Source organism: Pantoea sp. FN0305 (assembly GCF_050113845.1).
Lineage (GTDB): Bacteria > Pseudomonadota > Gammaproteobacteria > Enterobacterales > Enterobacteriaceae > Mixta > Mixta alhagi.
In genome coordinates, this window is the sequence record NZ_JBNJSN010000010.1 from 60,548 (window position 1) to 75,508 (window position 14,961).

Here is a 14,961-nt window from a genome sequence, read left to right on the forward strand (position 1 = left end):
AGGCGCACCCGGCATGAAAATACTGGTAATCGGCCCCTCATGGGTCGGCGATATGATGATGTCGCAAAGTCTCTATCGTACGCTGAAGGCCGAGCATCCTGATGCCGAGATTGATGTGATGGCGCCAGCCTGGTGCCGTCCATTACTGTCGCGCATGCCGGAAGTCAACGAGGCGCTGGCGATGCCGCTGGGTCACGGCGCGTTAGCGCTGGGCGAGCGCTATCGTCTTGGCAAAGCGCTGCGCCATAAAAAATATCAGCGCGCCTATGTGTTACCCGGATCGTTTAAATCGGCGCTGGTGCCTTTTTTTGCCGGTATCCCACAGCGTGTGGGCTGGCGTGGCGAAATGCGCTATGGCCTGTTAAACGATCTGCGCGTGCTGGATAAACCCGCTTTCCCGCTGATGGTAGAGCGCTATGTGGCGCTGGCCTATGACGCGTCGCGCATTAAAAGCGCCCGCGACCTGCCACAGCCGTTGCTGTGGCCGCGCCTGCAGGTAGAAGAGCAGGAAAAAATCGAAACCGCAGCGCAGTTTTCTCTGAACGCTGAAAGGCCAATCATTGGTTTCTGCCCAGGCGCGGAGTTTGGCCCGGCCAAACGCTGGCCGCACTATCACTATGCCACGCTGGCGCAGCAGCTCATTGCCGCTGGCTATCAGATTGTGCTGTTTGGCTCAGCAAAAGATCGCGAAACCGGTGAGCAGATCCGTCAAACGCTGGATGAAGCCGGACGTCACTACTGCCATAACCTGGCCGGTGAAACCAAACTGGAGCAGGCGGTTATTCTGCTGGCGCACTGCCATGCAGTAGTCACCAATGATTCAGGGCTGATGCATATCGCCGCCGCGCTAAATCGTCCGCTGGTAGCGCTATACGGGCCCAGCAGCCCCGATTTTACTCCGCCGCTCTCACAGCAGGCTCGCGTTATTCGCCTGATTACCGGCTATCATAAGGTGCGTAAAGGCGAGGCGGACCAGGGCTACCATCAGAGCCTAATCGATATCCAGCCTGCGCGCGTTATGGAAGAGCTTATGACGTTATTAAGTCAGCAGGAGCGTGCATGAAGGTGTTGATTGTTAAAACCTCTTCAATGGGGGATGTCCTTCATACGTTACCGGCGCTGACCGATGCCATGCGAGAAATCCCTGATATTCGCTTTGACTGGGTGGTTGAAGAAAACTTTGCACAGATTCCAGGCTGGCATCTGGCGGTAGACCGCGTATTGCCGGTGGCGATTCGCCGCTGGCGTAAACACTGGTTCGGCAGTCAACAGCGCGAAGAACGTGTCGCGTTCAAACGAGCACTGCAGGCGCGTGAATATGATGTGGTGATTGATGCTCAGGGTTTGATTAAAAGCGCAGCGCTGGTAACCCGCCTGGCAAAAGGCATTAAGCATGGTCAGGACAGCCGCAGCGCACGTGAGCCTTTCGCCAGCTGGTGGTATGACAAACGCCACGAAATTGATAAGCGACAGCATGCCGTAGAGCGCACTCGCGAGCTGTTTGCCAAAAGTCTTGGCTATGAGAAACCGCAAACGCAGGGCGATTATGCCATTGCCTCTCATTTTCTTGCTCACCCACCCGCTGATGCGGGGCGCTACCTGGTCTTTTTGCATGCCACCACGCGTGATAACAAACACTGGCCTGAAAGCCACTGGCGTGAGCTGATTACGTTAATCGAGCCGACCGGTTTGCGGATTAAACTCCCATGGGGAGCGGAGCATGAGCATCAGCGGGCACAGCGTCTGGCTGCTGGTTTTGATCATGTTGACGTGCTGCCGAAGCTAACGCTGGAGCAGGTGGCGCAAACGCTGGCGGGCGCAAAAGCGGTGGTTTCAGTGGATACCGGCCTGAGCCATCTCACTGCCGCCCTCGATCGTCCTAATATTACACTCTACGGCCCGACCGATCCCGGTCTGATTGGCGGCTATGGACTGAATCAGCAGGCGCTGCGTGCGCCGTCAGGCGATATGCAGGATATTAATGCTAAAAGCATCTTTGCTCTGCTACAGGAAAGATTTAATGCATAAACTTCATATAATTAATTTAGAAAAGATGGGTGGCGTCGAGCGGCTTTTCCTACAGTATATTCAGGATGATTCTGCGCAAAATGATGCCATCTTTTGTATAAGTAACCATATCGGGCCGGAGATAGTAAAGCATCTTTCTAATCGCAAGATTACCTTTGTTAATCGTATTTTTAACAAAGTGAGCATTAAATATCCTGCTTTTTTACGCAAATATGCTCTACAGCTAAAGCTGCTTCTGGCACAGCCGGATGCCATTATTGTCTGGGATCTGGTACCTAACCTGTTAGCGAAGCCTAACCGCAGCAAAATTATCTATTATGATCATGGTTGCTCATGGCGTTATCGACATAATAAAAAGACTCTGCGTTTTTTCTCAATGTTGAGTGGTGTGATTTCTGCTGCCTGGGCATCAAAGCGAGTCATGGAAATACGCTTTAATCTGCCATGTCCAGTTAACGTTGTTATAAATCGTATTCTTCCACCACGTGATATATTTATGGGTATGAAGACACCACTTACTTCAGTGCGTCTGGGCATTGCTGCCCGTCAAGTTGGCTTGAAGGGCATCAGCGTAGCGTTGCAGACACTCAGAGTACTGCTGGATCGAGGCATGAATGTTACACTCGATATTGCTGGTAAAGGGCCAGACGAGGAAAAATTCAAAGCTTTATCGCACAAGCTGGGCATTGCTGATCGAGTAAGATTTATAGGTTTCCAGCAGGACTTAAGCAATTTTTTCAACCATATTCATATCTATATCAGTACGCCTGTTACTGAACCATTTGGCCTTTCATGTATGGAAGCGCTGCATTATGGCGTGCCCGTGGTTTTTCCGCTGATTGATGGTCAACCTGAAGTTGTAAAAAATGGTTATTGCGGTATTGGCATAGTGCCTGATATTTTGCCTGAAACTCATTGGCAGCAAACCGGTATTGATGTCGATTTTCCTCACTATGTTTACTATCCAAAAGAAGATAAGCTTCTGCCGCCAAAGCTTCTCTCACCAGAAGCCTGCGCGGACGCTATTGAAAATATTGCCGGACCAGACTATGAGCGTTACCGGGCAAATGCCTTTACTCATGTCAGAACTCACTTCGATCACAAAAACTTTGTGAGCGATTTCAATAAAAATATTGATGGAATTATAAATGCTCAGACAAGAAACCATTAAAAAAGGTTCTTTTAAGCAAATCGTATTAACTACTGCAATTGCTATTATATTTTTATCTCTTTACGGTATGGTTTTTAATCCGATTTACGCTCGAAAGTTTTTTTATACGGCTGGTTACGCCATTATAATTCTTGCGGTAATCGATTTTAAAAAAATCACACGACCTTTCAGAAGATTAAATATCACTTTAGCCATTCTGGGTTATTGTCTCACTCTTCTGGTATGGTTTTTACTCTACCATAACAGTGGCGAATACTCTGACATTTATCACGCTTATGAAACGTCAGGGCGTGTTCTGTTTATGTCTGCAATATTAGTCTTTATTTTGTCAAATACGCACTTTTCTTTTCCTCGGACGCTATATAGTATTATATTAATTGGTGGTGGCGTAGCGACCGACCTTTTTGCTATTTATCAGTCAAATATCATCAATTTTAGCCGCGTTGAATTAGGCTTTGATCGAGCCACAATGGCCGCATATGCTATTAGCATAATCAATATACTCATGATCAACGCTATCCTGACCTTTAACGGTAAAACGCGTTATATCCTCTATATCACAGGAATGGCGTTAAGCCTGAGTGCAATTGTTTTTACCGGTACTCGAGCCGCTATCCTTGCTTATCCAATATTGTCTATTATTCTGACGTTCTTCCATCCCAATGTAAAAAAAGCCCACCTGATAAAACTTGTTGCTTGTGTGCTGGCATTACTTATCGTCATGATATTTGCTTTTCAAAAAGAATTAGAAGGAAGAGCGATTGCATTTAAAAACGATCTGGTTAACTTTGAGAAAAATAACAGTAAAACCTCGGTAGGCGCACGTTTGGCGATGAATTGGGCAGGTTTCCATGCTGGTATGGCAGCTTTAGCAGGTCAGTCAGCCGAAAGCAGGGCAATCAATATTGATCAACAAATTCAGCGAGATCCCGCTATGGCTGGTGCAGGCGTCTTCAAGCATGTGCATATGCACAATGAAGTGATCGATAATTTTTCCCTACGCGGCTTAGCTGGAGTCATTATGCTAACGCTCTTTTATGTTGCACTTATTTATAACGCCTGGCAAGAACGTAACCTGGTACAATTTGTCATTACGCTGAGTTTGATAACTTACGGGCTAAGCGATGTTATTTTCTTTAGCCGCGAAGGAACTATCAGTTATGCTATTGCTATTCTGGCTGCTCTAACATTCTCAAAATTCAAAACACCTAACGGCACGGATAGAGATAATATTTATGTTTAACTCCAATAAATAATTATGCATGGAATAACAATATTTCGTTAGCATATTTTTTTTCAAATTTATATATGGTAATAAAGAAATGCGAAACAAAAAAATTATTATTGCAGGTTACGATCTTAGTGGGTTTGGCGGTATGGAAACAGTATGCGATAGCTTTGTACGCCTACTACGGAGGAGTCATCCACATTTGACCGTAAATTTTGTTTTTTTCAAAGAGGGCAATACTCAAGTAGATGATACCTGGTTGGCGCAGCATAACTTTACACGACTCTATTCAAGCGTTCATAACACAAAAATTCGTCGCCTTTGTTTTGCCTGGTCCTTCGCCAGGGTGTTACGTTATGAAAAAGCGGATATTGTGCTTTGTCTGGATTCCCTTTCCTGTTTTATTGCCCATAACGCGCGAAAGTTCATATTCAGAAAGTTCCCTGTTTATTCATGGGTACACTTTTCTACTCATAATATGTATAAAGCCAAATACATATGTAAAGCGGATGCGCATCTCTCTATTAGTACAATGATCTCACAACAGCTTAGAGATATGGGTATCTCATCGGAAAAAATTTTTACTGTTCATAACCCAGTTCGCAGCGTCGACAGGACGATACCACGCCCTACAAAAGTGACCCGCTTTCTCTATGTAGGCCGCATTATTGCCGACGAGCAAAAAAATATGCGTGGTCTTTTTCAGGCGCTTTCACAGATAAAGGGTTGCTGGAAACTGGAAATTATCGGGGCTGGTGAGGATATGGCTCTGCTGCAAGCATTAGCAGAATCATTAAATATTAGCGATCGTATTACCTGGCACGGTTGGCAAAAACAGCCGTGGCTCTATATACAAGAGGAGATAAAGTATATTACATGTTTATTATTGACTTCTCATTATGAAGGTTTTGGTATGGTGTTGGCAGAAGCTAGCGCAAACGGCGTCTACGCTATTAGCTCTGATTGCAAAACTGGGCCAGCTGATATTATTCAGCAAAATATTAATGGTAATCTGTATCCTGCTGGGCAGCCGGAGCAACTTGTAAAACTATTGCAGGAAATCGTAAATGGTAAATTATTACCTGACCATTTCACTATAAAGGCCGCTATTGCGGATTTTTATGAAGACAAATATATAGCGAAAATGCTTAAGGCATTAGAATTGAATTAATATACTTCTCCCAGAGGGCTATAATAGTCGGGTCTGATAGTAGTCTGCCAGGGTCATGCCCTGCACCTTTGGTTGCAACCACGAGAAAAATGCCTCTAAGTCCTCATATAATTTCTCAATGTCGCTGTCGGTTTTGAAAGTTGGACTGCCTCCCGGCATATATTCGGATGAATGTAGCATATACTCAACATAATCGCTGCCCTGAGCCAGACTTAGCTCCACGACTTTCTGCATAGCGCTGACATTTCCACCCATGGGTCTTAACCAATGAACGGAAGGTGAGCGCATTTTCCCTCTCAGTCGATCATAACCTTGCTTAATACTGTTCATCAGCGGTGAATGTTTATACTGAATACTCATTGGTACCTCCAGTAAAGGAGAGGAGCCAATGCGGCTGATATTATTTTCGTCCAGAAAATAAGCTTGAGAGGGGAAGTGACGATAATCACTGCCTCCCAAACCTTGCGGATCGCCTTTAGCGTATTGCCAGGTTATTTTTGGCGTTACCGAGCAATCAACCTGGTAACCCAGGTTGATTAAACAGCGCGCGTATAGTTCATTAAATGCCCAGCGTCCGGCACGATGACTACGCATTTTCACCTGGAAAGTATCCTCTAAAAGATTAGTCAAAAAGATAATCTTCTGGCGCATCAATTCAATCGGATATTCTATTAAATAGGGCTTATGCTTCCAGTCATCATTAGTCAGCGGTTTCAGAGGAGGACTGTTCCACGCATGCAAATGCATACCCACCTCTCCCGTGCCTCGTGCCAGAACATCCTTAGCAAACTCAATGAATACAGGATCGATGGCCATCTCATAATTGGTCAACCAGACTGGCTTGAAGCCATATTTCTCACACAACTGCTGGAAACGAGGTAGATAACGCGCGTTTTCAGTGGCGATACTGCTATGGTTTTGCCATAGGTTATCGCCTTCGGTATCAATAGTGATAAGAAATGCGGGTTTCTGCATGAAAATGTCCTCAACCGTTGAGAGCCGAACATGGTAAAGCAATTAGCTTTAAAGCTCCACAATGCTTCTCTCTTTCCATACGATCACTTAAAATCACAGATTGGTTCGCAGATTAAGAAATAAAATGGCTTTTAACCTCATCCCTTCAGCTGCTCTTAGACCAAGACGTGTTTTGATAGTCAAATTGCGTCATCATGGCGATATGTTGTTGATTACGCCAGTAATCAACGCTCTTAAGCAACAGGATGCCAGTACACTTGTTGACGTATTGTTGTATGAAGAGACACGCGATATGCTTGCTGCAAATGAGCAAATCAATTGTATCTATGGCATTGATAGAAAATGGAAAAATAAAGGGACATGCTATAAGCTACGTGAAGAAGCGAGACTGATCCGCACACTACGCCAGCAACGTTACGATACCGTTCTTAACCTCGCGGACCAATGGCGCAGCGCGCTGATTACACGCCTGACCGGTGCGAGCACCCGCATTGGATTCGATTTTCCTAAAAGGCGTCACCCCCTTTGGCGATATTGCCACACAATATTAGTGCCAACGAAAGATCATGATAATCAACATATTGTTGAACAAAATCTTTCAATTTTAACACCGCTGGGCCTGAATAATACGCCTGCCTTTGTGAAAATGGCGTATCGGCCAGAAGACTGGGAGAGAGCGCAGGCATTATTGCCCGTTTCAGTGCGTGATAATTACGTAGTGATTCAACCTACCTCTCGCTGGTTTTTTAAATGCTGGCGAGAGGATCGTATGGCAGCAGTTATTCGTGCTCTTTCCGCTGCCGGACAACATGTAGTATTGACCTCAGGTCCGGATTTACGGGAAAAAGCGATGACTGATGCCATTCTGGCGCAGTGTCAGGGTGAAAAAGTCATTTCTCTTGCGGGTCAGTTAACCTTACGACAACTCGCAGCACTTATCGATCATGCTCGTCTGTTCCTTGGGGTAGACTCTGTGCCAATGCATATGGCTGCGGCGTTAAACACGCCACTGGTGGCGCTTTTTGGCCCTTCTAAGTTAGTTTTCTGGCGCCCGTGGGGGGCGAAAGGCAAAGTTATCTGGGCGGGCGATTTTGGCGAACTACCGGATCCCGATACTATTGATACAAACACTCAAGTTCGTTACCTGGATTTAATTCCAACGGAAACTGTGATTACCGAGGCGGAGAAGTTGTTGTCGTGAACCCATTCAGACTAGCCCTGGTCAGACAAAAATATCGGCCCGATGGCGGAGCCGAACGTTTCGTATCACGGGCACTTGAAGCATTAGATAGCCATAATCTTGAACTGAATGTCATTACTCGTGATTGGCAGGGGCCAGTAATGCCTTCCTGGCATATCCATATCTGTGATCCCTTTAAGTATGGCAGAATTAGTCGGGAGCGGGGTTTTGCATGTGCTGCGCGCCAGCTTTGGCAGTCTGAAAAATTTGATTTGGTGCAGAGTCATGAGCGTATTCCTGGCTGCGATATTTATCGTGCTGGAGATGGTGTTCATCGACGTTGGCTTGAACAGCGTGCCAGGATATTACCCGGCTGGAAAGCGAAGCGCCTGTTTACCAACCGGTACCATCGTTATGTTATGGCTGCTGAACAGGAAATGTATCAGGCGCCTGAGTTGCAAGCAGTGATCTGTAATGCAGAGATGGTTAAGCGTGAAATTATGGAAGATTTTGGGCTACCTGCTAACAAAATCCAAGTGATATATAACGCCATAAATAGCCAGTTTTTTCAACCACCTACTTACGACTCCCTGTTAAAGCTACGTCAAAAATGGCAATTACCGCTGACAGCCACTTGCTTAATCTATGTCGGCTCCGGCTTTGAGCGTAAAGGACTGGAAAATGCTATTCGGGCAATTGCGGCCAGCGATCGGCACTTAATTGTCGTCGGCAAAGATAAGAAAGAACAACGTTATCGCTCGCTGACAAAAACACTTCACTGCGAAAATCGCGTTCATTTCTTTGGAATGCAGGCTGATACATTACCCTTTTATCAAATGGCAGATGGGCTACTGTTGCCGACACTTTATGATCCTTTTCCTAATGTAATTTTAGAAGCGATGGCATGTGGGCTTCCTGTCATTACCACTACAGGCTGTGGCGGCTCAGAATTCATTCATAGTGGTAAAAACGGCTTTGTCTGCGATGCTCTCGATATTAAGGCACTAAACGAGGCGATTATGACGCTGCCTACTCACGCTTTAGGATCATCTGAAGGCGAACAAGCCCGAGCGCAGGTTTTACCTTACGATGGCGAAAAGCTATCAACTCAGCTACTAACCCTTTATCAGACACTGCTGAGGTAACGATGCGTATTTTAATGATTATTGATGGACTACCTGGAGGCGGAGCCGAGAAGGTTGTTTTAACGCTGGCAGAACATTTTATTCGTCAAGGCGACAGCGTAACTCTGTTTTCATTACGTGATATTTGTCAGTATCCTTTGCCTGGAGGACTACATTATCAAGTTATTGCCGATAAATGTCGCGCTCCCTGGAGAAAGCTGACTGAATTAAAGCGTCGTGCACGTCATCTGGATCAGGCTATTGCTGAAGCCGAGCAGAGCGTACGCTTTAATCTTGTGCTTTCGCACTTACATAAAACTGACCGCATCGTGGCACACAGTAAAAAGCTGGCCCAGCATAATTTGTGGTTCTGTTTGCACGGTGTATTCTCCAAGTCCTATTTAGGGCATCGTACAGGCTTTAGCCGCTGGCTAAAGCAGCAAAAAGTTAAGCGCGTTTATCAGCATCGTAATATTATTTGCGTTTCAGACAGTGTCGGTCGTGATCTGGTGTCAGAGTTTTCAGTAACCCCTGCAAGACTAGAAACTATCTATAACCCATTTGATATTGAAGCAATCCGCAAAAGCGCTGATGAATCCTGCGAATTAGCAGGAACAGATTACCTGATTCACGTTGGTCGATTTCATCAAACAAAGCGTCATGACCGTCTGTTAGAAGCTTATGCTAAAAGTGGTCTTCAGTCTCCTCTGGTTTTACTCGGTCAGGGTAAACCCGAACAGGAAGCACAGCTTCGTCAACTGGCCGTCAGACTTGATATATCAGACCGAGTAATTTTTAAAGGCTTCCAGCTTAATCCGCTGCCCTGGATTCGTCATGCCAAACTGCTTGTTTTAAGTTCTGATAGTGAAGGCTTTGGTAATGTTCTGGTTGAAGCGCTTTTGTTGGATACACCGGTCGTCAGCACCCGCTGTCCTGGCGGCCCGGCCGAAATCCTGACTGGCGAACTAGCTCGAGGTTTATGTGAGATGAATGCTGATGCTCTGGCGTATGCAATTCGAGATATTTACCTATCACCTCCTGTTATCGATCAAGCCCTTCTGCAGCAGCGCTATAACGTCGAAAACATATGCGACCAGTATCGGCGCCAGGCACGTTTATAATCACCATAAAGTGATACCCGGCTATATATATGTCTAACAAACCATTGCTTAGCTTGATTATTGCCGTTTATAACGGCGAAAAATTTTTGGCTACTTTTTTCACCAGCATTGAGCAACAATCACTATCTAATTACGAATTAATTGTTGTCAATGATGGTTCTACCGACGTAAGCGCGAAAATTATTGCGACATGGCAATCAAAATTTGATGCTATGCAAGTTATTAATCAGTCTAACCAAGGCGTATCCGTGGCGCGCAACAGCGGAATGGCTGCAGCGACAGGGAAATATATCGTCTTTCCAGATATTGACGATAAGATTTATCCAGGCATTTATTTAACTCTACTGGATATGGCGGAAAAGGGGGCGTTAGATGTGGCTACCTGTAACGGACGTTACGTCTATCAGCATGGCAAAGCGAGACATTCGATATTTCCTCTTGAACGTCTGTATTCTACGCCAGTATTGCTTGGGCCCGTATGGCTAAAACAGGCGTTAGATCCGCGTAAATTTCTGCATGTTACCTGTCTTAATATCTATTGTCATGATTTTCTTACCGCGCATAATTTTATTTTTGAACCCGGGTTACGCCATCAGGATAACCTCTGGACCACAGGAATATTCCTGACATCAGCCTGCGTTCAGTATACCGATCAGATCTTTTATGATCATTATATTCATTCTGAATCTGTCTCGCACGAGCCTGATACTGATGAAACACTTATGTGCTCAGCTCGACCTTATATGAAAATCATTTATATGCTGGATCAGATAAACCGACGTCATATTGAGCAAACCCGCTCTATTCGCGCATGCCGCTGGCAAATTGCCAAAGAAGGTCCTGGGATTATCCATACCTTTGACAACATGCAAGAACACCACTATAAGCATTTGATTATTAAAGAATTTTTTGATAAAGGCAGCTGGAATCTTATTTGGCGTTATGCTCAGGACTTAAGATTGCGTTGGTGTCTGTCTCGCCGCTATCTTCGCCTGAGAAAGGCATTAATCCATTGAAAGATAAATACCAAAATTAACTTAAGACAGCAGCAACAAAAATAGTAGGCTACATGAAAGGAAAAATGAAGGACCCTTATGAAAAAGTTAGTTAAATGTATCTTTGCCGCGGCCTTCCTTGAAGCGTGGAAACTGACCGGCTTTCGCGTAAAGAAGATAAATAACGTTGCTGACTTCGGCAACCCTCAAAACATAGCCATTTTTTCAACCACAGCCTTGGGCGACTTTTTTTTCAATACCCCCGCCATCTATTTTATTAAATCCTACTGGCCACATGCGAAAATCACACTGGTTATCAACAAGCGCAATATGCAATTAGTTGATGGGAGTAGCTTGTTTGATAAAATTTTATTCTGGAACGGCAAAATTAATGGTCTGGCTCCCCTGATTTCAGAGTTAAAGAAACAGCATATTGATGCAACATTTCTTCTTCACTCCCGATCTCCTTACGATATTATCGCAGCTTCTCTGTCGCGCTCTCGTATTATTTTAAAAGATGTTTACTATAACGATTATCAAGGCAGGAAACATTTTTTCCTGGCTCGCTATCTGTCGTCCCATTTTGATAATCGACAGGAAGGAGCTATTCATTGCATTGAGCAGAAGACTAAACTGCTTGAATCTGTAGGCATTGAGGTGAAAAAACCTTATGAAATGCGTGTTCCATCTCCTTTCATTCCTTTCCCACGCGAAAAGATTACTATTGGTATACATGCTGGCGCTTCAGGCGAATCGCGCTGCTGGCCGACGGAAAAATTTGCACGCTTGATTGAATTGTTGCTGGAAAGTTACTCTCATATTGAGATAGAACTACTCGGTGGTCCAGGTGAAGCTGAACGCAACCAAAAAATTATTCAACAAGTTAATGTTCCCCATGATCGTATCACTAACCTGGCGGATAAAACCGGCTTGAAACAGTTAATAGAACGTATTGCTACTCAATCCTGTCTCATAGTAGGTGATACCGGTCCGCTACATATTGCGGTCGCATTAAAAACGCCTGTTGCTGCATTGTTTCCTGGCACGCTGTCAGCTATTGGTGGAAGACCATTGCAGGACCCAGAGCTGCATAGCGTATTGATTTCACCGGACGAAAACCAAGGTATTGCTGCTCTTACTGTCGACAGTGTTTTCTTAGCTGTACAGGAAAAGTTGCGTGATGATAATGATATGCGCTGATGAAAGTTTTAACGTTAAACAAGCCACAGCATTGCAACCTAGGCGATGCCGCACGTGCCAGAATAACGCCTTATACGCCACAGCGATTAGGTGCAGAACTGCACGCGCTTTATCTACAGCTGCTGGCGGGCGCGGCGGAAGAAAGATGAGTGCAGGCAAGTTATCTGCTAACATGCCGCATTCCGCATATTTTGCTTAAGTCTGACGCATCAGTGTCGTAAAGATCGGTATGACAACGATTTACACCGCCCTGCTTTACCTCATACAGCCTCTGATCTGGCTGCGCCTGTGGCTGCGCGGCCGCAAAGCACCTGCCTATCGCAAACGCTGGGCGGAGCGCTACGGCTTTTGTGAAGGCAAAGTGAGCCCTGGCGGCATCCTGCTGCATTCGGTTTCAGTGGGGGAAACGCTGGCTGCCGTACCGCTGGTGCGGGCGCTGCGTCATCGTTACCCAACGCTGCCCATCACCGTCACCACCATGACGCCCACCGGCTCGGAACGTGCCCAGTCCGCCTTTGGGAAAGATGTTCATCACGTCTATCTGCCTTACGATTTGCCCGACGCAATCAACCGTTTTCTCAATACTGTCGATCCCAGACTGGTCATCATTATGGAGACCGAACTGTGGCCCAACTTTATTAAAGCGCTGCATGAACGTCAGGTGCCGCTGGTTATCGCGAATGCGCGTCTGTCGGCCCGTTCAGCGAAGGGCTATAAAAAACTGGGGAAATTTATGCGCCAGCTGTTGCAGCGCATTACGCTTATCGCAGCGCAGAATGAAGAGGACGGCGCGCGCTTTGTCGAGCTGGGGCTGAAGCGGTCTCAGCTGGCAATTACCGGCAGCCTGAAATTTGATATTTCCGTTACGCCCGAACTGGCGGCACGCGCAGTTACGCTACGTCGCCAGTGGGCGCCCCGTCGCCCTGTGTGGATCGCCACCAGTACTCATGAAGGGGAAGAGGCGATCGTACTGGATGCACATCGTCGCCTGCTGGCACATTTTCCCGATCTGCTCTTGATTCTGGTTCCGCGTCATCCGGAACGCTTTGATACCGCGCGGGAAATGACGCAGAAAAGCGGCTTCAGCTATACCTTGCGCAGCAGCGGCGAAATTCCTTCCAGCGGCACACAGGTGGTTATCGGCGATACCATGGGCGAGCTGATGTTACTGTACGGTATTGCCGATCTGGCCTTTGTTGGCGGCAGCCTGGTAGAGCGCGGCGGCCATAATCCTCTGGAGCCTGCGGCACATGCTATTCCGGTGCTGATGGGCCCGCACACATTTAATTTCAAAGATATCTGCAGCAAGCTGAAGCAGGCGGATGGTCTGATTACGGTAACCGATACCGCTACGCTGGTGCATGAAGTGGGTAATTTGCTGATTGATGATGATTATCGACGCTATCATGGTCGTCACGCTGTTGATGTACTGCATCAGAACCAGGGCGCGCTGCAACGCCTGCTGCAGTTGCTTGAACCTTATTTGCCGCCACGGAATCATTAAATGACCGTACGCCAACGCCTGTCAGTGGTCATGATCGTGAAAAACGAAGCGGAGCTGCTGCCGGATTGCCTGGCTTCAGTGAGCTGGGCCGATGAAATTATCCTGCTGGATTCCGGCAGTCAGGACGCCACGCCTGCCGTAGCGGAACAGTATGGCGCTAAGGTTTTTCGCTCCCAGGAGTGGCCCGGTTATGGCCAGCAGCGCCAGCGCGCGCAGGCATACGCCAGTGGTGAAATGATTTTGATGATTGATGCGGATGAGCGTGTCACGCCGGAACTGCGCGCTGAGATAGAACAGGTGCTGCAGGCTGCGCCGCAGCCGGATAAGGTTTACAGCCTTGGGCGGCTGAACCTGTTTTTAGGACGCTTTATGCGTCACAGCGGCTGGTATCCCGATCGCGTGGTGCGTCTCTATCCACGCACCTATAGTTATAACGATCATCAGGTACATGAATCTCTGGAGACGGAGCAGGCGCAGGTTGTGCCGCTGGCGGGACATCTACAACATCTCACCTGTCGCGATTTTTGCGCCTTTCAGCGTAAACAACTCGCCTATGCGGAAGCCTGGGCACTGCAGCGTCATCAGCAGGGTAAACGCTGCGGCATTTTCTCTGTGTTCAGCCATACGCTGGGCGCATTCTGCAAAACGCTGCTGCTGCGCGCCGGTTTCCTTGACGGAAGCCAGGGCTGGCTGCTGGCGGTAGTGAATGCGCAATACACCTTTAATAAGTACGCGGCGCTGTGGGCGCTGGGTCAGTCGACTAGCGGAGACAACAAATGAGTACCAGGGCTATCTATCCCGGCACCTTTGATCCTTTTACTCTGGGTCATCTGGATATTCTGAGCCGCGCAGCGCTGATGTTTGATCATATTATTCTGGCTATCGCCGCCAGCCCAGGCAAGAAACCGCTATTCAGCCTGGAAGAGCGCGTTGCGCTGGCGCAGCAGGCCACGGCCCATTTACCCAATGTGGAAGTCACCGGCTTTAGCGATCTGATGGCGAATTTCGCCCGCGATCGCCAGGCCAATGTTCTGGTGCGCGGCCTGCGGGCGGTATCTGATTTTGAATATGAAATGCAGCTGGCGCATATGAACCGCCACCTTCTCCCGACCCTGGAAAGCGTTTTTCTGATGCCTGCGGAAGAGTACTCTTTCATCTCTTCTTCGCTGGTAAAAGAAGTGGCCCGGCACGGCGGCGAAGTAAAAGCTTTTCTGCCAGAGTCAGTCTGGCAGGCGCTACTGGCAAAACTGGCCAGCTAAGTCGC

Annotated in this window: 15 protein-coding genes; 14 read left to right on the top strand and 1 reads right to left on the bottom strand. The window is 47.1% G+C overall.

Annotation, left to right across the window (positions count from 1 at the left end; translation table 11 throughout):
* Positions 1-13 precede the first annotated feature (13 nt).
* The 5 genes from rfaF to ACQE3Y_RS18050 all read left to right on the top strand — a co-directional run bounded on the left by rfaF (position 14) and on the right by ACQE3Y_RS18050 (position 5,598).
* Positions 14-1,063 (top strand): ADP-heptose--LPS heptosyltransferase RfaF, encoded by a 1,050-nt coding sequence (gene rfaF / locus ACQE3Y_RS18030; protein WP_426982190.1) that lies wholly within the window; start codon positions 14-16, stop codon positions 1,061-1,063.
* Complete coding sequence (gene rfaC, locus ACQE3Y_RS18035) at positions 1,060-2,028, top strand: lipopolysaccharide heptosyltransferase RfaC (protein ID WP_426974929.1); 969 nt, start codon at positions 1,060-1,062, stop codon at positions 2,026-2,028. Before rfaF ends, rfaC begins: the two co-directional genes overlap by 4 nt.
* Entirely contained in the window at positions 2,021-3,199 is a 1,179-nt protein-coding gene (locus ACQE3Y_RS18040) for a glycosyltransferase (protein WP_426974928.1), read from the top strand. Before rfaC ends, ACQE3Y_RS18040 begins: the two co-directional genes overlap by 8 nt.
* On the top strand, positions 3,177-4,442 hold the full coding sequence (locus ACQE3Y_RS18045; protein WP_426974927.1) for an O-antigen ligase family protein: 1,266 nt from the start codon (positions 3,177-3,179) through the stop codon (positions 4,440-4,442). The genes ACQE3Y_RS18040 and ACQE3Y_RS18045 overlap by 23 nt, the downstream gene beginning before the upstream one ends.
* 79 nt (positions 4,443-4,521) lie before the next feature.
* On the top strand, positions 4,522-5,598 hold the full coding sequence (locus ACQE3Y_RS18050; RefSeq protein WP_426974926.1) for a glycosyltransferase: 1,077 nt from the start codon (positions 4,522-4,524) through the stop codon (positions 5,596-5,598).
* Positions 5,599-5,616: 18 nt separating this feature from the next.
* Here ACQE3Y_RS18050 and ACQE3Y_RS18055 read toward each other — a convergent pair whose 3' ends face one another.
* Positions 5,617-6,573, bottom strand: coding sequence for a polysaccharide deacetylase family protein (locus tag ACQE3Y_RS18055; protein WP_426974925.1), 957 nt, complete (start codon positions 6,571-6,573; stop codon positions 5,617-5,619).
* A 124-nt stretch (positions 6,574-6,697) separates the two neighbouring features.
* Here ACQE3Y_RS18055 and rfaQ point away from each other — a divergent pair, with 124 nt between their 5' ends.
* From rfaQ to coaD, 9 genes are all read left to right on the top strand, one after another.
* Positions 6,698-7,774, top strand: a complete 1,077-nt coding sequence (gene rfaQ, locus ACQE3Y_RS18060) for a putative lipopolysaccharide heptosyltransferase III (RefSeq protein ID WP_426982191.1) — start codon at positions 6,698-6,700, stop codon at positions 7,772-7,774.
* Positions 7,771-8,898: a glycosyltransferase family 4 protein gene (locus ACQE3Y_RS18065; protein ID WP_426974923.1), complete on the top strand. Its 1,128-nt coding sequence runs from the start codon at positions 7,771-7,773 to the stop codon at positions 8,896-8,898. The genes rfaQ and ACQE3Y_RS18065 overlap by 4 nt, the downstream gene beginning before the upstream one ends.
* Positions 8,899-8,900: 2 nt before the next feature.
* Positions 8,901-9,998, top strand: coding sequence for a glycosyltransferase (locus ACQE3Y_RS18070; RefSeq protein ID WP_426982192.1), 1,098 nt, complete (start codon positions 8,901-8,903; stop codon positions 9,996-9,998).
* Positions 9,999-10,027: 29 nt separating this feature from the next.
* Positions 10,028-11,014 (top strand): glycosyltransferase, encoded by a 987-nt coding sequence (locus ACQE3Y_RS18075; protein ID WP_426982193.1) that lies wholly within the window; start codon positions 10,028-10,030, stop codon positions 11,012-11,014.
* Between the two features lie 78 nt (positions 11,015-11,092).
* The gene (locus tag ACQE3Y_RS18080; protein WP_426974920.1) at positions 11,093-12,193 is read left to right on the top strand and encodes a glycosyltransferase family 9 protein; all 1,101 of its coding nucleotides are present in this window, start codon (positions 11,093-11,095) and stop codon (positions 12,191-12,193) included.
* Complete coding sequence (locus tag ACQE3Y_RS18085) at positions 12,193-12,342, top strand: hypothetical protein (RefSeq protein WP_426974919.1); 150 nt, start codon at positions 12,193-12,195, stop codon at positions 12,340-12,342. Before ACQE3Y_RS18080 ends, ACQE3Y_RS18085 begins: the two co-directional genes overlap by 1 nt.
* A gap of 80 nt (positions 12,343-12,422) precedes the next feature.
* A complete protein-coding gene (gene waaA / locus ACQE3Y_RS18090) occupies positions 12,423-13,697 on the top strand; it encodes a lipid IV(A) 3-deoxy-D-manno-octulosonic acid transferase (RefSeq protein WP_426982194.1) in 1,275 nt (424 codons plus the stop codon).
* A complete protein-coding gene (locus ACQE3Y_RS18095; protein ID WP_426974917.1) occupies positions 13,698-14,477 on the top strand; it encodes a glycosyltransferase family 2 protein in 780 nt (259 codons plus the stop codon).
* A complete protein-coding gene (coaD, locus tag ACQE3Y_RS18100; RefSeq protein WP_250651213.1) occupies positions 14,474-14,956 on the top strand; it encodes a pantetheine-phosphate adenylyltransferase in 483 nt (160 codons plus the stop codon). Before ACQE3Y_RS18095 ends, coaD begins: the two co-directional genes overlap by 4 nt.
* Positions 14,957-14,961 lie beyond the last annotated feature (5 nt).